Origin of the sequence: Cypionkella sp., assembly GCF_034376685.1 — a bacterium.
Classification (GTDB): Bacteria; Pseudomonadota; Alphaproteobacteria; order Rhodobacterales; family Rhodobacteraceae; genus Cypionkella.
The window spans coordinates 1-19,150 of record NZ_JAXMJJ010000016.1 but is presented as its reverse complement, the minus strand read 5'-3'; the positions used below and the strand labels follow the sequence as shown (position 1 = coordinate 19,150).

The following is a 19,150-nucleotide window of genomic DNA, read 5'->3' as shown; positions in this document are numbered from 1 at the left end:
CCCTCAGGCGAAGTCTTTCGAGAAAGCTGCGATCTCGGCTTTGATGGCTTTCTCCAGATCGCCCGCCACTTTGCGGTCGTTCGTGGTGATATCGGCCAACAAGGCTTTGCCGGTGGTGCGCAGATGCTTCAGCAGACCAGCTTCGAAACGGCCCACATCCTTGACTGCCACTTTGTCCAAAGCGCCCGAGGTGCCCGCGTAGATGATGCAGACGATCTCAGCGTTGGTCAGCGGAGCGTATTGCGGCTGTTTCATCAGCTCGGTCAGACGCGCGCCCCGGTTCAGCAGGGCTTGGGTCGAGGCGTCAAGGTCGGAACCGAACTGCGCGAAAGCAGCCATCTCACGATACTGCGCCAGTTCCAGTTTGACCTTGCCAGCCACCGATTTCATCGCGTTGGTTTGGGCAGACGAGCCCACGCGCGAAACCGACAGACCGGTGTTCACAGCAGGGCGGATGCCCTGATAAAACAATTCGGTCTCAAGGAAGATCTGGCCATCGGTGATCGAGATCACGTTGGTCGGAATGAACGCCGAAACGTCGCCGCCTTGGGTTTCAATGATCGGCAGCGCGGTGAGCGAGCCCGAACCGAAATCTTCGTTCAGCTTCGAGGAGCGTTCCAGCAAACGGCTGTGCAGGTAGAACACGTCGCCCGGATAGGCTTCACGGCCCGGCGGACGGCGCAGCAAGAGCGACATCTGACGATACGCCACGGCCTGCTTGGACAAGTCATCATAGATGATCAAAGCGTGACGGCCGTTGTCGCGGAAGAATTCTGCCATTGCGGTCGCGGCATAGGGCGCCAGGAACTGCAGCGGAGCCGGGTCGGATGCGGTCGCAGCCACCACGATGGTGTATTTGATCGCGCCGGTTTCTTCCAGTTTCTTCACCAACTGTGCCACGGTCGAACGCTTTTGACCGATAGCCACGTAGATGCAGTACAGTTTTTTGTATTCGTCGTCGCCAGCAGCCTCGTTATAGGACTTCTGGTTCAGAATGGTGTCCAAAGCCACGGCAGTTTTGCCGGTCTGACGGTCACCGATGATCAGTTCGCGCTGGCCACGGCCAACCGGGATCATTGCGTCCACAGCTTTCAGGCCGGTTGCCATCGGCTCATGCACCGATTTGCGCGGGATAATGCCAGGAGCTTTTTGGTCAGCGATGCGACGCTCGGACGACTCGATCGGGCCTTTGCCGTCGATCGGGTTGCCAAGGCCATCCACAACGCGGCCGAGCAGGCCATTGCCAACCGGCACGTCCACGATGGATTTGGTGCGCTTGACCGTGTCGCCTTCTTTGATGTCCTGGTCGGACCCGAAGATAACGATACCGACGTTGTCGACTTCAAGGTTCAACGCCATGCCGCGGATGCCGCCGGGGAATTCCACCATCTCACCGGCTTGGACATTGTCCAGCCCATGCACACGGGCAATGCCGTCACCAACGCTCAGAACGCGGCCCACTTCGGCCACTTCAGCGTCTTTGCCAAAGTTCTTGATCTGATCCTTAAGGATCGCAGAAATCTCAGCAGCCTGAATTCCCATCACCCAACCTCTTTCATTGCATTCTGAAGAGCCGCGAGCTTCGCCTTGACCGAGGTGTCGATCATGGACGAGCCGAGCTTGACGATAAGTCCGCCGATGAGGCTTTCATCAACGGTGGTTTGCAGTTTGACATCTTTGCCGGTCTTGGCTTTCAGGCTGGCGGCAAGCGCCGATGCCTGAGCCGCCGACAGTGCCGAAGCCGACGTGACTTCTGCGGTGACTTCGCCTTTTTCGGCGGCGATGCGCGCGGTCAGGTCAGAGACCAGCTGCGGCAGCACGAACAAGCGACGGTTGGACGCCATCAGGGCGATGGTGTTCGACATCATGGTCGAAAGCCCCATCTTGGCAGCAATCGCCGCCATCGCGCTGGCTTGATCTTCGCGCGCCACAACCGGCGAGGCGATCATGCTGGCAAGCTCTGGGCTGGCAGCCAAGGCGGCCCCCAGCGCATCGGTATCAGCCTCAAGCGCTTTGAGACCGTTTTCTTCTTTCGCAATCTCGAACAGGGCCTGCGCGTAGCGCGAGGCGATGCTCAAGGAGATTGAAGCTGGTTCGGACACGTCAACCCTTCCGCTGTATAGGCCCCTCCCGTTGACCGCATCCGGGTTACAACCCATTTGCGGCGCATACTTGGGGCATGCGTCTCTTCGATTTGGCGCGTCTCTAGCAGACGATTGGCCACCCCGCAACGGGGAAGGACACTCAATATACGCGTGCGCGCGTGCGGCATAATGGCAGAGGATTTTTTGCCGCAGGTCAGGCCGTCAAGATGGCGGAGTTCACAAAACATTCACCTTTGCGGCATTGCCTTGTTGATCAAGGCGATACAACAGGCGGCACAGACCCCGACTGTCGTGCAACCGCCTGCAATTTCGCCGTATTTTCGCGGCAGGCGTTGACCGTGCAATCACACCGCACCTAGGCTGCATCGGGTAGTGGTGAGGGGTAACCAATGGAACTGTTGATTCTCGGCTCGGTATTGCTGACGGGCGGCTTGCTGTCCTTGGCTGGGGTGTTTGATGGCGATGATGACAAGGATGACGACACACCGCCAGACCCGCAGCAGGGCACCGCTGGCGATGACATGCTCAGCGGCGATGACGGTATCCTCTACGGCTTGGGCGGTGATGATACGCTGCACCTGAGCGGCACCGCAGAGGGTCACGGCAATCAGGGCAATGACACGCTGACCGCCGAAGACACCAGCACGGCCTATGGCGGTGCGGGCGAGGATGAGCTGACAGCCGACGGTTTCAGCACGCTGTATGGCGGCGGGGGCGATGATGTGCTGGTGTCGCACACAGCAGACGGCAGCCCTGCCCTGCACGGCGATGGCGGCGACGATACGCTTTTGGGCAGCACAGCAGGTGACCTGCTGAACGGCGGCTCCGGCAATGATCTGCTCGTGATCACCCACGGCATTGATGCCAACCCCGATGGCATCACGGTTGATACCGGGGCCGGCAACGACACCCTTCTGCTCGACCCGCTTGCGGTATTCAGCGGCGGCGATGCCGGCGCCAACAACCCGGTGGTCGTGCATGGTTTTGGCCCGGACGACAGGCTGGTGTTTGGCGAAAACACGGCGGCTGATCTGGATGGCCTGAATTGGGTGCAGGGCGAAGACGGGTCTTTCACGCTGCACAAGTTCAGCGACGACAGTAATCTTGCCACGAATCTGACGGTTTTTACCACCAATGGGCTTGAACCGGGGCAATATCCCGAATTCGACCGGCAGACTTTGGGCAGCGCCGAGTGGGCGACGGTGCCACTTGATGATCTGCGCGACTTTGCCGTGCCGGACAGCTATTACTTCCCGATCGACGTCGTCGGCACAAACGGGGCTGATGTCATAGACGAATCTGGCCGTGACTCTTGGAAATTTGGCGAGATTCACGGCCTTGATGGCAACGACACCATTACCACCGGAACCGACGTTGTTGGCGCGTATGGCGGCAATGGTGATGATGTGATGATCGGTAGCTTTACTGAACTTCATGGCGACGCGGGCAATGACACGCTGACAGGCTACAACCCGCTTTATGGCGGTACAGGTGATGATGTGCTGCATTTGGAGCGTTTCGGCGGTGAGCGCGACGATCTGACCGGGGCCTACGGCGGTGATGGCAACGACACCATTATAGCACAGCACGCGAGTGACGGCGGCGGCGAAATCTTCGGCGGCGCAGGGGATGACTTTATGTCGATGGCCAACGGCAACACTCTGGACGCAGGCAGCGGCGACGATACGGTCATACTCGATTTGACCAGCATAGCGATTGCTGAATACGCAAGTGCGGCGATGATCACGCTGGGTGCTGGCGCAGATCTGATGACAGTAAATGTCGATGGACCAGTGTCTGAGGATTTCACCGATACTGCGCAGGTTGTCGATTTCAACGCGGCGGAAGGCGATGCGTTGGGCATCGTGGTTGCCGCCGCAGATCAGTCCAGCATTGCGGTCACGGTCACGCAAGATCCGGGCGGAGCCTACACAGATCTGACGATCAACCATGTCGGCAGCCTTGTGACGCAAACCCTACGCTTTCAGGGCGTTACGGATGTTGATTTGTCACAAATTCAGCTTTTCGAAAATGAAGCTGCGGTTGCGGCGGGAACCTCATACGGCCATCTTTGAGTTGTCGGGCTGCCTAAGGGTCGGCACCGCCGCCCCCACGCCTTCCAGCACCCTGAGCGGTTTGCGCACCGCAGCGCCAAGCCCGCCGCGGGTCGGGGCGTAGACTTGCTTTGAGGCTTCCACCATCAGCACGCCGCCCGCCAGCCACGGCAGGCGGCGGCCAAAACCTTCCCAGAAGTTCGAGGTGCCAAGCCAGAACCGGCTTTCGGACGGCGGGGCGAACAGCGAGGTCATGCTGCGTTCCGGCGTGAAGCCGTGGGCTTTCAGTTGCGCCTCAAGCTGGCCGCCGGAATAGGGGCGGCCAAAGCCGAACGGCGTGCCATCGCGGCGCGCCCACAGGCCCGCGCGATTTGGCACCACGAACAAGGCGCGGCCACCGGGGCCGAGCACGCGGTGGGCCTCCTCCAGCACCGCTGTCGGGTTGTCCGAGGTTTCCAGCCCGTGCATCAGCACCAGCCGATCGACATGCCCCGTGGGCAGCGGCCACAAGGTTTCCTCACACAGAACCGAGACATTCTCCATTCCCGCAGGCCAAGGCATCACCCCTTGCGGGCCGGGCATCAGCCCGATCACCCGGCGCGCGTCGGCCAGATAGGGCCGCAGCAAGGGCACCGCAAAGCCAAAACCCGCCACGGTCTGCCCGGCAAGCGGCGGCCACAGGCTGACCACCTGATCGCGGATTGCCCGTTGCGCCACCCGGCCCAACTGGGTGCGGTAGTAGAAATTGCGCAGATCAAGGACATCCAGATGCATAAGGCCAGCGGTTCCCAAAACAAAACTGCGGTGATCATACCCAGATAGCGCCGCAACGCCATGACGGATCGCACCGCTGATGCTTTCGCGCGCCCACCCTTGCGGTTGCGGAAAAATGCCACCACTTATGGCAAAAGAAATTGCAGCCCGCTGCTGGAATGCAGCACTCTGGGCCAAACCTTGGAAGGCCCGCGCATGACGCTTGAACTTGTCACCATCCCCTGCCTGAAAGACAATTACGCCTATCTGCTGCATGATCAGGCCAGCGGCGAGACCACGCTGATCGACGCGCCCGAGGCAGGCCCGATTCTGGCTGCCCTGAAGGCGCGCGGCTGGCATCTGGATCAGATCCTGCTGACGCATCACCACTGGGACCATATCGACGGCGTCGGCCCGATTGTCGAAGCCACCTCGGCGACCATCCTTGGCGCTGCCGCCGACGCCCACCGCCTGCCGCCCTTGACCCGCGAGCTGGTGGAGGCCGATCAGGTGAAAGTCGGTGACGAGATCGGCTATGTCATTGATGTGCCCGGCCACACCGTTGGCCATATCGCGTTTTACTTTCCGGTATCGGGCCTGTGCTTCACCGCCGACAGCCTGATGGCGGCTGGCTGTGGCCGCTTGTTTGAAGGCACCCCGGATCAGATGTTCGAAAGCCTTGCCAAGCTCCAACAACTGCCGCCCACCACGCTAATCTGTTCGGGCCACGAATATACCGCCGCCAACCTGGCCTTTGCCGCCACGATTGATCCCGACAACTCGGCCTTGCAGGCCCGCATCCGCGCCGTCACCCGCGCGCGCAGCGGCGGCAAGCCCACGGTTCCGGTCACCCTGTCAGAAGAATTGGCGACCAACCCTTTTCTGCGTGCACAAGATCCCTATATCAGGCAGCGTCTGGGCATGGCTGATGCAACCGATGCTCAAGTCTTCACCGCAATCCGCGCGCAAAAGGACAAATTCTGAGTCCAAACTGCACCGCGCCCATCACAAATTGCATCAGCGCCCACAAAAACCGAAATCTTACCGAATTAGGGCTTGAAGATCGCTGAATAAAACCGATCCTTTACCTTATGAGGCCATGGTTGGATTAGGGCCACCCGCCCGTCCGACCCGCAGGACAGGAGCACGACCAAGTGCCATCATTTTCGACCACGCTGGAACAAGCCATCCACGGCGCTTTGGCGCTTGCCAATGCCCGCCGCCATGAACTTGCAACCTTGGAGCATCTGCTGCTCTCATTGATCGACGAGCCTGACGCTGCCCGCGTCATGAAGGCTTGCTCGGTCAACCTTGATGATTTGCGCAAGACCCTCAACGACTTCATCGACGATGATCTGTCCACCCTGGTGACGGATGTCGAAGGGTCTGAAGCCGTGCCCACCGCCGCCTTCCAGCGCGTCATTCAGCGCGCGGCGATCCATGTGCAATCCTCGGGCCGCACCGAAGTCACCGGTGCCAATGTGCTGGTCGCGATCTTTGCCGAGCGCGAATCCAACGCCGCCTATTTCCTGCAAGAACAGGATATGACCCGCTACGATGCGGTGAATTTCATCGCGCATGGTGTCGCCAAAGACCCGTCTTATGGCGAGGCACGTCCGGTCACGGGCGCCGAAGAACACCACCATGAGACGCCGAAAGCCGAAGCCGGTGAGGCCAAGGAATCTGCGCTGTCGAAATATTGCGTCGATCTGAACGTCAAGGCGATGAAGGGCGATGTCGATCCCTTGATCGGGCGGGAAGATGAGGTAGAGCGCGCGATCCAGGTGCTCTGCCGCCGTCGTAAAAATAACCCGCTGCTGGTGGGTGATCCGGGCGTCGGTAAAACTGCGATTGCCGAAGGACTGGCCAAGAAAATCGTCGACAAACAAACGCCCGAGATTTTGGCCCATGCCACGATCTACAGCCTTGATATGGGCGCATTGCTGGCTGGCACCCGCTATCGTGGTGACTTTGAGGAACGCCTGAAAGCGGTCGTCAAGGAAATGGAAGATCACCCCGACGCGATCCTGTTCATCGACGAAATCCATACCGTGATCGGCGCGGGGGCCACTTCTGGCGGCGCGATGGATGCCTCGAACCTTCTGAAACCCGCGTTGCAGGGTGGCAAGCTGCGCTGCATGGGCTCGACCACCTACAAGGAATTCCGTCAGCATTTTGAGAAAGACCGCGCACTCGCCCGGCGTTTCCAGAAGATCGACGTGAACGAGCCTTCGGTGCCGGATGCGATCAAGATCCTGATGGGTCTGAAGCCGCATTTTGAAGAGCATCACGACCTGCGCTACACCAATGATGCGATCAAATCGGCGGTGGAACTGGCGGCGCGCTACATCCACGACCGCAAACTGCCGGATTCGGCGATTGACGTGATCGACGAGGCCGGGGCGGCGCAGCATCTGCTGGCAGATTCGAAAAAGCGCAAATCGCTGGGCGTGAAGGAAATTGAGGCGGTTGTCGCCAAAATCGCCCGCATTCCAGCCAAGACGGTGTCGAAAGACGATGCGGAAACTCTGCGCGATCTGGAAAAGACCCTGAAGCGGGTGGTGTTCGGTCAGGACAAAGCGGTTGAAGCGCTGTGCTCGGCAATCAAACTGGCGCGGGCTGGCCTGCGCGAGCCGGAAAAACCCATCGGCAACTACCTGTTCGCAGGGCCGACGGGCGTGGGTAAAACCGAGGTCGCCAAGCAGTTGGCATCGTCGCTCGGCGTCAAGCTGCTGCGGTTCGACATGTCAGAATACATGGAGAAACATGCGGTGAGCCGCCTGATCGGCGCGCCTCCGGGCTATGTCGGTTTTGATCAGGGCGGCATGTTGACCGATGGTGTCGATCAAGACCCGCATTGCGTGCTGCTTTTGGACGAAATGGAAAAGGCCCACCCGGATGTCTACAACATCCTGTTGCAGGTGATGGACCACGGCAAGCTGACCGACCACAACGGTCGGACGGTGGATTTCCGCAACGTGATCCTGATCATGACCTCGAACGCGGGTGCTATGGAGCAGTCGAAAGAGGCGATCGGCTTTGGCCGTGCCGCCCGCACCGGCGAAGATACCGCCGCGATCGAGCGGATGTTCACGCCAGAATTCCGCAACCGTCTAGATGCGGTGATCAGCTTCGCGCGCTTGGGCAAAGAGGTGATCATGGAAGTGGTGACCAAGTTCGTGCTGCAACTTGAAGCGCAACTGATGGACCGCAACGTCCATATTGATCTGACGCCAGAGGCCGCTGCTTGGCTGGGCGACAAGGGCTACGATGACAAGATGGGCGCGCGGCCTCTGGGCCGGGTGATCCAAGAATACATCAAGAAGCCGTTGGCCGAAGAGCTGTTGTTCGGCAAACTGACCAAAGGCGGCACGGTGCATGTCGGCGTCAAGGATGGCGAGTTGGCTCTGACCTTTGAAGAGCCGCAAAAAGCCCGCCTGACCGGGCAAAAACCACCGCTGCTTACGGCGGAATGATTAGGGGCCTAGCCCTACTGTCTTTGGCCCTCGCCTTCCCGGCGGGGGCCTTTGAATTATCCTTCCCGGTTGACTGTAGTTTGGGCGATACCTGCTACATCCAACAATATGTCGATCACGATCCCGGCCCCGCAGCGCAGGATTTCACCTGTGGGTCGCTGTCTTACGAAGGCCATGACGGCACCGACATCGCTTTACCCTCGCGTAGTGCGATGTTTGCGGGCGTCAATGTGCTGGCCGCCGCAGCTGGCACGGTGAAGGGCGGGCGCGATGGCATTGCCGATTTTGCACCCGTGGTGGCGGATCGTGAATGCGGCAATGGTGTGCTGGTCGATCATGGTGGCGGCTGGGAAACCCAATATTGCCATATGAAACAAGGCTCTGTCCGGGTGAAGGTTGGCGATGAAGTGGCGCCGGGCACGGTGCTGGGCCAGATCGGCCAATCCGGCATGGCCGAATTTCCGCATCTGCATCTGTCGGTGCGTCATAACGGGGGCGAGCTTGACCCTTTCGCGCCCGACAGTCTGACCAGTTGCGGCCCACCCGGCCCCGGCCTGTGGGATCAACCCTTGGCCTATCAGCCCGGCGGCTTGCTCAGCATTGGCATCAGCGCCGCCATTCCCGACTATCCTGCGGTCAAAGCGGGCCTCGCCAGCCCCGATCTGCCGAAAGATGCGCCCGCCCTGGTGGTCTGGACCTTTCTGTTTGGCGCGCAGCCGGGCGATGCGATTTTGTTTCGACTGACCGGGCCAGAAGGCGACGTTCTGACCGACCGTTCTGTGCTCGAGAAAACCCAAGCGCAGGCATTTCGCGCCGTGGGGCGGAAGTTGAAAACGCCGGAATGGCCTGTGGGCCGCTATCAGGGTGAGGCTGTTTTGCAGCGGGGTGGCGTGGAACTGGGGCGTGAGCAGATTGAGATTACGGTGGGCCAGTAGTTAAGAAACCGTGAACGGCCACAGCCTAACCCTTTGATTTCTTATGAATCCTGCCCTTGTCCACGCGTGGACACTACCTTTCGGTCAGCTTCAACTCGATCCGCCGGTTCTGCGCCCTTGCCTGCGCCGTGTTCCCGGAAGCCACGGGCTGATACTCGCCAAACCCGGTCGCGGCGAGGCGTTGCGGCGGAAAGCCCAGATTGTCCTGCATGAACTGCACCACCGACAAAGCCCGCGCCTGAGAAAGCTGCCAGTTATCCTTAAACTCCCCCGTCCCCGACAAAGGCACGTTGTCGGTGTGGCCATCGACCCGGATGATCCAGTCAATCCCCGGCGGGATCTTCCCGGCCACCTCATCCAGAATCTTCACCACCTCGGCAATCTGCGCCTGCCCCTCGGGGGCCAGATCCGCCGAGCCGGGGTTAAACAGAACCTCGGACGAGAACACAAACCGATCCCCCACCACGCGCACGCCTTCCCGTCCCGCCAGAAGTTGCGAGAGTTGGCCGAAGAACTCGCTGCGGAATTTCGCAAGATCGGCGTTCTCGGCCTCCAACCGCACCCGCTCGGCGGCTTCCAGTTCCGCGCGCTTTTTCTGCTCGGACGCCACCTGCGCCAGAGCCGCGTTCAACTGGCTGCCCAAAGCCTCAATCTGTACCTTGTTGGTGGAATCCAGCGCTGCCGAGCTGTCAAGCAGGCCCTGCAACTCGCCAAGCTGAACGCGCAAAGCGGCGATTTGCTGGTTGAGCACCTCGGTTTTGCGAGCGGCATCCAGAGATTTGGCCTGCTCGGCCGTCAGGGCTTGCTGGGCGGTCGCCAGAAGTGCTGCCTGCCTGTCGCCGCTGGTCGCTGATTGTGCGGCCTTTGTGTTCGCGGCGGCGAGCAGGGTCAGGGTATCCTCGGCCTTTTTGCGTTGATCTTCCAGCGCCAAGGTCATCGCGGTCAGCTCGGCATCCGCGTTTTTCAGCTTGTCACGCAGGGCTGCAAGGGCAGCGGCATCGACGAGACGCGTGGCCTCGGCCTCGGTGATTTTGGTCTGGGCGGCTTTGAGATCAGCGGCGCTGGCCTCGCCCTTTGCTTTCAGATCGGCCACCAAGGTTTCCAAGGCTTCACGGCGGGCGGCGGCGAGACGGGCTGCTTCGGCGCTGGCATCTATCTCGCTGCGGGCTTTGGCGAGGGCGAGATCCAGCGCTTGCTTCTCGGTCAGAAGCTTGGCGCCTTCGGCTTGCAGATCGCTGACTTGAGCGGTCAAAGCGGTGGCCTGCCCCCGCGCGGCGTCGCGTTCGGACAAAAGTGAGGCGACTTGCGCCTCAAAGCTAGTGATGCGGGTCTGGGCGGCGGCGATTTCACCGTCTTTGATCGCGATTTGCCCGGTAAGCGTGGCGATCAGAGCGGACTGCTGTTCGCCCTTCGCCTGCGCCTCGGTCAATTCGCTGGACAAATTCCCGACTTGGCCCTGCAAATCGCTGACCTTCTGCCGTTCCAGCCCTAAAGCATCGGCAAGGCCAGAGATTTGCGCGGTGAGGCTGTCCAACTCTGAGGTTTGCGTGGTGATGGTGTCGCGCAGCACCGATTGCATCACGGTGAAGATGGTCAACACGAACATCAGCACCATCAGCAACGTGGTGACCGCATCGACAAAGCCGGGCCAAATCATCGCGGAATCGCGTTTGCGGCGCAGCGCCATCGGTTAGCCCCGCGCGGGAATGCCGCGCGCCAGTTGGCGGACGGAGGCGGTCAGCGCCGAGATGTCGCCGCGCAGATCGGCGAGGCTTTCTTGCCGACCAGCCGAAATTTCTTCAAGGATGCGCAGCAGTTGCACGTCGATCGAGCGCAGCCGCATCCGGCTTTCGGCATCGGAATGCGCGCCACCTTCGGCCCCGGTCAGGGCAGCGATCAGGCGCTCTTGGCCTTCGGCGATGCGGTTCAGCGCTGCGGTTTGGCCAGTTTCTGCATCGGCCTTCTGGCCAAGCTGCGCGACAGCGGCAGTCAGATCGCCCAAGCCTTGGCGAAGATCCCCAAGCCCGGCCTCAAGCCCTTCAAGGCCGTGTTCCACGCCGGAACGGTTGGCCTCGACTTGGGCGAACAGGCTTTGCATCACCTCAATCTGCTCGGCCAGATGGTCAAGCACGGCGGATGTGACACCGGCTTCGCCCCCCTCGGCTTCACCAGTGGAGAAACCGACGCGGGTGATCGAGGACAGCCATTCTTCCAGCTCGCGCGCGAAGCGGTTTTGGCCGTGGCTGGCGAAGAGTTCCAAGAGGCCAACGACCAGCGATCCGGCGAGGCCCAAGAGCGACGACGAAAACGCGGTGCCCATGCCGCCGAGTTGGCTTTCCAGCCCCTTCATCAGCTTGCTGAACACCTCCATCCCGGATTCGCCCTGCTGGGGTGCCAACGAGCGGATGGTTTCGACAATGGCGGGAACGGTGGTGGCAAGGCCATAGAAGGTGCCAAGAAGACCGAGGAAAACCAATAGGTTGGTCAGATAGCGCGTGATGTCGCGCGCCTCATCTATACGGGTTTCGACCGATTCAAGGATTGAACGCGAGGCCGAGGAAGAAATTTGCATCCGCGCGCCGCGGGTGCGGAGCAGTTGCGCCAGCGGTGCCAACAGGCGCGGCGGGGCGGCGTCTTCTGATCCGGTTTCATGACGCGCAAAGCGTTCGATCCAAGAGACCGACTGCATCAGGGTGATGACTTGCCAGAAACAGGCGACCACGCCGAAGGCGAACACCAGCACGATGAAACCGTTCAGCAACGGGTTGGTGGCGATGATGCCAATCACGGTGTCGTGGATCAGCCAAGCGCCGGCGCAGACCAGCGCCACGGCCAGAAGCATGGTGACGATCTGGCGAATGGGTTGGCTGAAGAAGGTCGACTGCTCGGCCTTGGAAATTTCCATTTAGACGGTTCCGCCCCGATGTTCTGCTCGGCCAAAGCATAGCAGGCGGGGGGCGGCTGCCAAGTAAAACCCTTAGAGTTGGCGAACTTGTGTGGAAAGCCATGCCAGATCGGGGTCGGCAATGCCAAGCTCGGCCAGGTGATCGGCGGTGGCGAACAGGTATTCGCGATTGGGACCGCGCCCGCCTGTGGCATGGGCGATGATCCGGGCCTGTTCCACAAGCGGAAGGTTGCCGCAATATTGGTCGTGATCGGGGTCGATTACATAGGCCAAGGCGTTGACCCTGCGGCCATCTGTGAGGGTGAGCGGCAGAGAGGTTTCCAGATAGGCCGATGAGATCAACTCACGATCGCGCAGGGCCTGCAGGGTTTCCGCCTCGGCCCCCGGCATGACGCGAAAGGCGACGCCGTCGCAGATTGCCCCCGGCGCATGATCAAGTGCTAAGACAAGGCCGGGGGCGGTTTCAGTGCCGCGATGGTGGATCGAGCGCATGCAGAAACTGCGGTGCCAGTCGGTGGCGCGGGCGATCTGGCGCTCGGCGACAGGGAAATCGGGGTTCCATATCAGCGATCCATAGCCGAAGACCCAGAGCGGTTCTGTTGTTTCTTGGCGGTCTGGCATTGGCTATCCCTTCGTTCAGCTTAGGTGTAAGCATTGGGCAAAGCAAAGAAAAGGGGCGAGGATGCGCGCGCTTTTGTGGATTGTGCTGGCAGCGACAGCGGTTTGGACGGGCTACTGGTGGCTGGGGGCGTCGCAGATTGAAAGTGGGGTCAAGGCGTGGATCGCGCAGCAGCCGCCGGGTGTGGTGCGCGCCTCGGCCGTCAACGTGCAGGGCATCCCGAACCGGTTTGACCTGACGGTTTCAGATGTTGTGGTCGGCAATCCGGCGCAAGGTGTCGAAATCTCCAGCCCGTTCGTGCAGGTCTACGCGATGGCGTGGAAGCCGTGGCATGTGATTGCGGCGCTGCCATCGGGGCAGGTGATTACGTTGCCGGATCAAAAGGTTACCGTGGCGTCAGAGAGTATCCGTGCCAGCGTGCAGGTGCATCCCTCTACCACGCTTGCGCTGTATGAGCTGGTGGGTGAGGCGCATGGGGTGAAGCTGACCTCGGATGCGGGCTGGACCCTGGGGGTTGAAAGCGCGATCGCCTCGGCGTTGGAGGATGCGACGCGGGCGCATTCCTATCGGTTGGGGCTGAAAGTGGCGCAAATCGCGCCGGATCCGGGCTTTATGCAGGCGCTGGCGGCCACGGACTTGCCCGATCTGGTGGAGGAGGTGTTTCTCGACGCCGATGCGGTTTTGACTGCGGCGTTGGACCGGAATGCGGCGACATCCAAGCCGCAACTTGCCGCTTTGGAGATTTCGCAGACGCGGGTGAGTTGGGGCGCGCTGAAGTTTTCGGCGAAGGGCACGCTTGTGGCGGGGTCGGATGGGCTGGCCGAGGGTGAGATTGCCCTGCGGGTCGAGGGCTGGAAACGCTTGCCGCCGATACTGGTGGCGCTTGGGCTGGTGAAGCCGGATGTCGCGCCGACGGTGGAGCGGATGCTGGGGATCGTGGCGCAGCAGGGCGGCGATCTGGAGGTTTTGCAGATCAAGTTGATCTGTAAAGATGGCCGGATGGTGCTGGGGCCGCTGCCTTTGGGGCCTGCGCCGCGGATGCGGGATATGGGCGGCGCGTGAGTTAGCGGCAGTAGGCAGAGCCGCGCCGCTCGGCGGTATCAAAATGCAGATGGTCTTCGTGATACCCGTCCGAGCCGGGGCCGAGTGTGGTGCCAAAGATGCCACAGGCGGCTTTCTGGGCGCGGCGGATTTGCTTGTTGTAGTCGCGCGCAATGGTCCATTCTTTGCCGTCTGAGAACACAAACCCTGCAATATCAACGGCTTTACCGCGACCGTGTTCCGAGACTTTCGCGCCACGGACATTGTTGCGGCTGCGGCACATGTAGCTGCCGAAGATGTGCAGTTGCACCACCTCGCGGTTGCCGAAAGCCGGGCGCATGCCTTCGTGCATCCAGCGTTTCAGCGCGAGTGCGGTGTCGCAGTCGATGGTGGCGGGCTGGCTGAACGGGATGCCGTCAATGGCGGTGACCCGGACGGGTTCGGCAATGCCGCAGCCTTTGGTTTTTGAGGTGACCGGGGGCAGTTCTTGGCCACGGATCGATGGATCGCCGCAGACGGAGCCTTTGCGGCTTTCCTTTTTCTTTTTGGATTTTCGCGTCGGCGCGGGGTCTGGATCGGGCTGGGCTGCTGCCACCTGTTCGATTTGCGCGCCAAGCCCTTTGGGGCGAGGCAGCGGGCGTGGGCTGCTGGCCGGCAGCACCGCCATATCGGGCGCAGGTACAGCGGCAATCTGCACGGCCTCTGTCACAAATCCCGCAGGCCGTTGGCGCGGACGGATGAGTGGCGTCGCGGTGGGGGCTTGGGCGATCTGCGGCGGGATCTCGGTTTGGGACGCAGCCGGGCGCGGGGCAGGATGCGGTGAGGACATGGGTGCTTCGGCCAGTGCCACCCCGGCCAACAAAACGCAAAGCAGCGTGATGGGGCCAGTGGCCCGCATGTTACGCCTCGCCCACAGGCTTTGCCGCAGCAGGGGCGCGACCGAAATCGGGGGCGGAGGTGTCTTGCCCGGCCTCGATAATGCCGCGACGAATGGCGCGGGTGCGGGTGAAATAGTCGTGCAGATGATCGCCATCACCCATGCGGATAGCGCGTTGCAGCACGAACAATTCCTCGGCAAAGCGGCCCAAGATGTCCAGCACGGCGTCTTTGTTGGTCAGGAAAACGTCGCGCCACATCGTCGGGTCCGAGGCCGCGATGCGGGTGAAATCGCGAAACCCCGAGGCGGAATATTCGATGACTTCCGAGTTGGACACCTGTGCGAGATGGTCCGCCACGCCGACCATCGTATAGGCGATCAGGTGCGGGGTGTGGCTGACCACGGCCAAGACCTGATCGTGGTGCGGTGGGTCCATCAGGTTGACTTTGGCCCCCATGCCGACCAGCAGCGATTGCAAACGCGCGAGGGCCTCGGGGTCGACCTGGGGTGCCGGGGTCAGCAGCCACCAACGGTTTTGAAACAGCGTGGCAAAGCCCGAACGCGGGCCGGAATATTCGGTGCCCGCCATCGGGTGACCGGGAATAAACTGAACGCTTTCAGGGATATAGGGGGCAACGGCGGCAATCACGGCCTGCTTGACCGAGCCTACATCGGTGACGGTGCAACCAGGCATCAGATGCGGGCCGATCTCTTCGGCAATCGCGGCCATAGCACCAACTGGCACGGCAAGCACCACCAGATCAGCGCCCTGCACGGCTTCGGCTGCGGTGGCGTAGACGTGATCGCAGAGGCCAAGTTCCAGCGCAGTCGCACGAGTTTCAGCCGATTTGGCATGGCCAACGATCTGCCCCGCTAGACCATTCGCGCGCATCGCATGCGCCATCGACGAGGCGATCAGGCCAAGACCTATCAGCGCAACCCGCTTGTAGATCTGCGTCATTTCACACCCTTGAACTGCGCAATCGCGTGAACGACGCGGCGACACGAGGCCTCATCTCCCACGGTGATGCGCAGACATTGCGGCAGTTTGTAGCTGACCACCCGGCGCACGATCAGACCCTGCTTTTGCAGGAACAGATCGCAGGCTTCGGCTTCTTCCGGGCTGGCAAAGCGGGCGAGGATGAAATTGGCAAGCGAGGTATCGGACGGGATGCCCAGCTCGGCCAAAGCCTGCGCAAGCCATGTCCGCATCCGGGCGTTGTCTGTGCGGCAGCGGTTGACGAAATCTTGGTCGCGCACGGCGGCTTCGGCGGTATCAAGCTGGGTGTTTGACAGGTTGAACGGGCCACGGACGCGGTTCAGCACGTCGATGATCTGCTTCGGGCCATAGCCCCAACCGATGCGCAGACCGCCCAGCCCGTAGATTTTCGAGAAGGTGCGGGTCATCACCACATTGCTGCGGGATTCGATCAGGGCGAGGCCTGCATCGAAGCCTTCGACGAATTCAGCATAGGCACCGTCGAGCACCAGAATGGCTTGCGGCGGCAGGCCAGCGGCAAGGCGTTCAATCTCGGCGGCAGAAATCATCGTGCCGGTGGGGTTGTTTGGGTTGGCGATAAAAACCAGCTTTGTCCGACGGTTACAGGCGCGCAGGATGGCATCGACATCGGTGGTGCGGTCACGCTCGGCCACTTCGACGGGGGTGGCCCCCGCTGCAAGGGCAGAGATGCGATACATCAGAAAGCCGTGTTCGGTGAACACCACTTCATCCTTCGGGCCAGCATAGGCCTGGCACAGGAAGGTGATGATCTCATCGGAACCAACGCCACAAATCACGCGGGCAGCGTCAAGGCCATGCACTTCGGCGATGGCTTGGCGCAGGCTCGCGTGGTCGGTGTTGGGGTAGCGGTGCAGGTTGTGGACGGAACGCGCGAAGGCGTCTTTGGCGCGGTCGGACGGGCCGAACGGATTCTCGTTCGACGACAGTTTCAGCACATTGGTCACGCCAGAGACGGCAGCTTTGCCACCCTCATAAAGTGCAATGTCCAAGATGCCGGGCTGCGGGCGGATTGCGTCGTTCATCGGATTCCCCAAGTGTTGCGCGGGTTTTAGCGAGCCGAGGGGTGCAATGCCAGCAACATTTGGCCGATGGCGGTGCGCAAGGGGCTATCCCTTGCGCAAATGCCTCAGATTGAACCAGTGCTAGAGGTGTCAGGTTTAGGTGAATCGAAAATCGCTGCCTCTCGCTTACGCTCGAACGCGATTTTCGATGAAAGAGTTTTCCTGAAAACTTGACACGCGCTAGACCGCGAGGAAGTTGGTGAACTGCCACGGGTCGTCTTCGTCACGATCCTCGGCAAAGCTGTTGATGCGGTTTTGCAGCGGGGTCCAGTCGGTGTAGTGGCACTCGATGCGGCCCAGATAGGGGCGCTGCACGTCGAGGCAGCGGGCGTGGTCCATCTCATCGGCTTCGACAAAGCCCATGCGGGGGTTTTCGGCTGTCCAGACCATCGCGGCCAGCACGGCGGATGTCACCTGCATCCCGGTGGCGTTCTGGTAGGGGGCAAGCGCGCGGGCCTCTTCGATGGAGAGGCGCGAGCCATACCACATCGCGCCCTTGGCGTGACCGTAGAGGAAAACGCCCAGATCATCGCCGCCGCCGGTGATCTCATCTGCGGTCAGGATGTGTTTGTTTTCAGGCAACTGGCCTGCGCCGTTGGTCTCATGCAGCGACAGGATCGCATCAGGGCATGGGTGGTAGGCGTAGTGACAGGTTGGGCGATAGAGCGCGCGAGGGCCATCCCAGACGGTGTAGTAGTCGGGGATCGACAGGGATTCATTGTGGGTGACGACAAGGCCGAACTGCGGGCCGACATCGGGGCACCAGCTTCGCACGCGGGTATCGGCACCGGGGCGGTCGATCCAGATCGCATAGCCGGGGCCGGATGTGAATTTGTGGCCGTTGGGCGGCAGTTTCTTCTCATGGGTGCCCCAGCCGAGTTCGGCGGGTTGGTAGCCTTCGGACAACAGGCCATCGACGGACCAAGAGTTCACAAAGGTGCCCTGCGCCTTCGGGCGGGCAGAGACTTGGGTGTCACGCTCGGCAATGTGAACGCCGTTGACGCCAAGGGTCATCGCCAGCAGGGCCCAGTCTTGTTGGGTTTTGGGGTCGGCTTTGACGCCGGTATCTTTGGCGAGGCGCAGCAGCGCTTCTTTCAGCAGCCAGCTGACCATGCCCGGATTGGCACCGCAGCAGGATACCGCTGTGGGGCCGCCGGGATAGGTTTTGCCCAAAGCGCGAACCTTTTCGCGCAGGGGGTAGTTGGTGCGGTCGGCGTTGGGCAGGGGTGAGTTGAAGTAGAAACCCGGCCAAGGCTCTACCACGGTGTCGATGTATTGCACGCCAAGCTCTTGGCAGAGCTTCATAAGTTCGATGGAATCCACGTCGACCGACAGGTTGACGATGAAGCCTTTGCCGTTCGGGAACAGGCCGCGCAGCACTTCGGCGAAGTTGGCTTCGGTCAGCGCCAGTTGCAGGTGTTTGATGCCATGTTCGGCCAGCATCGGCGCGAAGTCTGCCGAAGGCTCGATCACGGTGAACTGATCGCGGTCGAAATCAATGTGGCGCAGGATCAGCGGCAGGGTGCCGCGCCCGATCGAGCCAAAGCCGATCATCACCAAGGGGCCGTCGATGCGGGCGTGGATTTGGTAGGTCATGATACTCTCAATGCTTGTCGGTCTTGGCGGAAAGCCAATCCATCAGGGCGAGCAGGACGCCCGAGGTCACGAAGGTCAGATGGATGATCACCATCCAGCGCAGGGTGCTTTCGCTGACCGCATAGGCCGGATCGCCTTTGCCCAAGGCCATGAAAACTTTCAGCAAATGGATACCCGAGATTGCCACGATGGAAGCGATCAGCTTCATCTTCAGGCCCGAAAAATCGACCTTGCCCATCCAGTCGGGGCGGTCGTCGCTGGTGATATCCAGCTTGGAGACGAAGTTCTCATAGCCGGAAAACAGCACGATCAGCAGCAGATTTGCGGCAAGGCTGAGGTCGATCAGGGTCAATACCGAGAGGATGCCTTGATCGGCGGTCATCGTCAGAACCTGCGGCGCATAATAGGCGAGCTCTTTGACGAAGATCACCACCATCATGGCAAGGCTGATCACCAAGCCCAGATACATTGGTGCCATCAGCCAGCGGCTGGCGAACAGGCCCTGTTCAAATTTCGATTCAAGCGTGGGTTTTTCGGGCTTCGGAACCTCCGTGGAAAATAAAAAGGCCCGCAATAAAGGCGGGCCCCAATCTGCCGTGGGGCAGAGCTTAGTTTTTCGCGTTGTATTCGGCGTCCAGGTTCGGTTCCATCACGTCCGGATACGGGCTGTCGCCCAGACCGGGGGTGCGGATGAATTTCACGGTCAG

At 61.0% G+C, this 19,150-nt stretch carries 16 protein-coding genes; 5 read left to right on the top strand and 11 right to left on the bottom strand.

The genetic code is table 11. The features are described 5' to 3' along the window. Positions 1–3: 3 nt before the first annotated feature. Together atpA and U1A24_RS03835 are read right to left on the bottom strand one after the other, a co-directional pair. Positions 4–1,542 (bottom strand): F0F1 ATP synthase subunit alpha, encoded by a 1,539-nt coding sequence (atpA, locus tag U1A24_RS03840; RefSeq protein WP_322320665.1) that lies wholly within the window; start codon positions 1,540–1,542, stop codon positions 4–6. Next, complete coding sequence (locus tag U1A24_RS03835; RefSeq protein ID WP_322320664.1) at positions 1,542–2,102, bottom strand: F0F1 ATP synthase subunit delta; 561 nt, start codon at positions 2,100–2,102, stop codon at positions 1,542–1,544. The genes atpA and U1A24_RS03835 overlap by 1 nt, the downstream gene beginning before the upstream one ends. A gap of 392 nt (positions 2,103–2,494) precedes the next feature. Between U1A24_RS03835 and U1A24_RS03830 the strand changes: the two genes are divergently transcribed. Continuing rightward, a complete protein-coding gene (locus U1A24_RS03830; RefSeq protein WP_322320663.1) occupies positions 2,495–4,180 on the top strand; it encodes a hypothetical protein in 1,686 nt (561 codons plus the stop codon). On the opposite strand, the gene U1A24_RS03825 is transcribed toward U1A24_RS03830, so the two are convergent. Then, the gene (locus U1A24_RS03825; protein ID WP_322320662.1) at positions 4,163–4,933 is read right to left on the bottom strand and encodes a class I SAM-dependent methyltransferase; all 771 of its coding nucleotides are present in this window, start codon (positions 4,931–4,933) and stop codon (positions 4,163–4,165) included. The genes U1A24_RS03830 and U1A24_RS03825 overlap by 18 nt on opposite strands. A 195-nt stretch (positions 4,934–5,128) precedes the next feature. Here U1A24_RS03825 and gloB point away from each other — a divergent pair, with 195 nt between their 5' ends. The 3 genes from gloB to U1A24_RS03810 all read left to right on the top strand — a co-directional run bounded on the left by gloB (position 5,129) and on the right by U1A24_RS03810 (position 9,323). Then, complete coding sequence (gloB, locus tag U1A24_RS03820; protein ID WP_322320733.1) at positions 5,129–5,896, top strand: hydroxyacylglutathione hydrolase; 768 nt, start codon at positions 5,129–5,131, stop codon at positions 5,894–5,896. Positions 5,897–6,066: 170 nt separating this feature from the next. Beyond that, positions 6,067–8,388, top strand: coding sequence for an ATP-dependent Clp protease ATP-binding subunit ClpA (gene clpA / locus U1A24_RS03815; RefSeq protein WP_322320661.1), 2,322 nt, complete (start codon positions 6,067–6,069; stop codon positions 8,386–8,388). Continuing rightward, positions 8,385–9,323, top strand: a complete 939-nt coding sequence (locus tag U1A24_RS03810) for a M23 family metallopeptidase (protein WP_322320660.1) — start codon at positions 8,385–8,387, stop codon at positions 9,321–9,323. The genes clpA and U1A24_RS03810 overlap by 4 nt, the downstream gene beginning before the upstream one ends. Positions 9,324–9,396: 73 nt before the next feature. Here the strand turns inward: U1A24_RS03810 and U1A24_RS03805 are convergent, their stop codons facing one another. From U1A24_RS03805 to U1A24_RS03795, 3 genes are all read right to left on the bottom strand, one after another. Next, complete coding sequence (locus U1A24_RS03805; RefSeq protein WP_322320659.1) at positions 9,397–11,010, bottom strand: peptidoglycan -binding protein; 1,614 nt, start codon at positions 11,008–11,010, stop codon at positions 9,397–9,399. 3 nt (positions 11,011–11,013) lie between these two features. Then, a complete protein-coding gene (locus U1A24_RS03800) occupies positions 11,014–12,228 on the bottom strand; it encodes a biopolymer transporter ExbB (protein WP_322320658.1) in 1,215 nt (404 codons plus the stop codon). A gap of 72 nt (positions 12,229–12,300) precedes the next feature. Next, positions 12,301–12,849: a gamma-glutamylcyclotransferase gene (locus tag U1A24_RS03795; RefSeq protein WP_322320657.1), complete on the bottom strand. Its 549-nt coding sequence runs from the start codon at positions 12,847–12,849 to the stop codon at positions 12,301–12,303. A 61-nt stretch (positions 12,850–12,910) separates the two neighbouring features. On the opposite strand from U1A24_RS03795, the gene U1A24_RS03790 reads away from it, so the two are divergent. Beyond that, positions 12,911–13,909, top strand: coding sequence for a DUF2125 domain-containing protein (locus U1A24_RS03790; RefSeq protein WP_322320656.1), 999 nt, complete (start codon positions 12,911–12,913; stop codon positions 13,907–13,909). 1 nt (position 13,910) lies between these two features. Here the strand turns inward: U1A24_RS03790 and U1A24_RS03785 are convergent, their stop codons facing one another. The 5 genes from U1A24_RS03785 to U1A24_RS03765 all read right to left on the bottom strand — a co-directional run bounded on the left by U1A24_RS03785 (position 13,911) and on the right by U1A24_RS03765 (position 19,017). After that, positions 13,911–14,786, bottom strand: coding sequence for an extensin family protein (locus U1A24_RS03785; RefSeq protein WP_322320655.1), 876 nt, complete (start codon positions 14,784–14,786; stop codon positions 13,911–13,913). Position 14,787: 1 nt separating this feature from the next. Further along, positions 14,788–15,726: a prephenate/arogenate dehydrogenase family protein gene (locus tag U1A24_RS03780; protein WP_322320654.1), complete on the bottom strand. Its 939-nt coding sequence runs from the start codon at positions 15,724–15,726 to the stop codon at positions 14,788–14,790. Then, on the bottom strand, positions 15,723–16,808 hold the full coding sequence (hisC, locus tag U1A24_RS03775) for a histidinol-phosphate transaminase (protein WP_322320653.1): 1,086 nt from the start codon (positions 16,806–16,808) through the stop codon (positions 15,723–15,725). Before hisC ends, U1A24_RS03780 begins: the two co-directional genes overlap by 4 nt. Before the next feature lie 219 nt (positions 16,809–17,027). After that, the gene (locus U1A24_RS03770) at positions 17,028–18,443 is read right to left on the bottom strand and encodes a homospermidine synthase (protein WP_322320652.1); all 1,416 of its coding nucleotides are present in this window, start codon (positions 18,441–18,443) and stop codon (positions 17,028–17,030) included. 7 nt (positions 18,444–18,450) lie between these two features. Then, the gene (locus tag U1A24_RS03765) at positions 18,451–19,017 is read right to left on the bottom strand and encodes a TIGR00645 family protein (RefSeq protein ID WP_322320651.1); all 567 of its coding nucleotides are present in this window, start codon (positions 19,015–19,017) and stop codon (positions 18,451–18,453) included. Between the last annotated feature and the right edge of the window lie 133 nt (positions 19,018–19,150).

Bases quoted from the DNA above. Each gene is read 5' to 3' on its own strand.
- hisC (WP_322320653.1), bottom strand. From the start codon at position 16,808: ATGAACGACGCAATCCGCCCGCAGCCCGGCATCTTGGACATTGCACTT.
- U1A24_RS03830 (WP_322320663.1), top strand. From the start codon at position 2,495: ATGGAACTGTTGATTCTCGGCTCGGTATTGCTGACGGGCGGCTTGCTG.
- U1A24_RS03825 (WP_322320662.1), bottom strand. From the start codon at position 4,933: ATGCATCTGGATGTCCTTGATCTGCGCAATTTCTACTACCGCACCCAG.
- U1A24_RS03805 (WP_322320659.1), bottom strand. From the start codon at position 11,010: ATGGCGCTGCGCCGCAAACGCGATTCCGCGATGATTTGGCCCGGCTTT.
- U1A24_RS03790 (WP_322320656.1), top strand. From the start codon at position 12,911: ATGCGCGCGCTTTTGTGGATTGTGCTGGCAGCGACAGCGGTTTGGACG.
- U1A24_RS03785 (WP_322320655.1), bottom strand. From the start codon at position 14,786: ATGCGGGCCACTGGCCCCATCACGCTGCTTTGCGTTTTGTTGGCCGGG.
- U1A24_RS03770 (WP_322320652.1), bottom strand. From the start codon at position 18,443: ATGACCTACCAAATCCACGCCCGCATCGACGGCCCCTTGGTGATGATC.
- U1A24_RS03780 (WP_322320654.1), bottom strand. From the start codon at position 15,726: ATGACGCAGATCTACAAGCGGGTTGCGCTGATAGGTCTTGGCCTGATC.
- U1A24_RS03810 (WP_322320660.1), top strand. From the start codon at position 8,385: ATGATTAGGGGCCTAGCCCTACTGTCTTTGGCCCTCGCCTTCCCGGCG.
- U1A24_RS03795 (WP_322320657.1), bottom strand. From the start codon at position 12,849: ATGCCAGACCGCCAAGAAACAACAGAACCGCTCTGGGTCTTCGGCTAT.
- gloB (WP_322320733.1), top strand. From the start codon at position 5,129: ATGACGCTTGAACTTGTCACCATCCCCTGCCTGAAAGACAATTACGCC.
- U1A24_RS03800 (WP_322320658.1), bottom strand. From the start codon at position 12,228: ATGGAAATTTCCAAGGCCGAGCAGTCGACCTTCTTCAGCCAACCCATT.
- atpA (WP_322320665.1), bottom strand. From the start codon at position 1,542: ATGGGAATTCAGGCTGCTGAGATTTCTGCGATCCTTAAGGATCAGATC.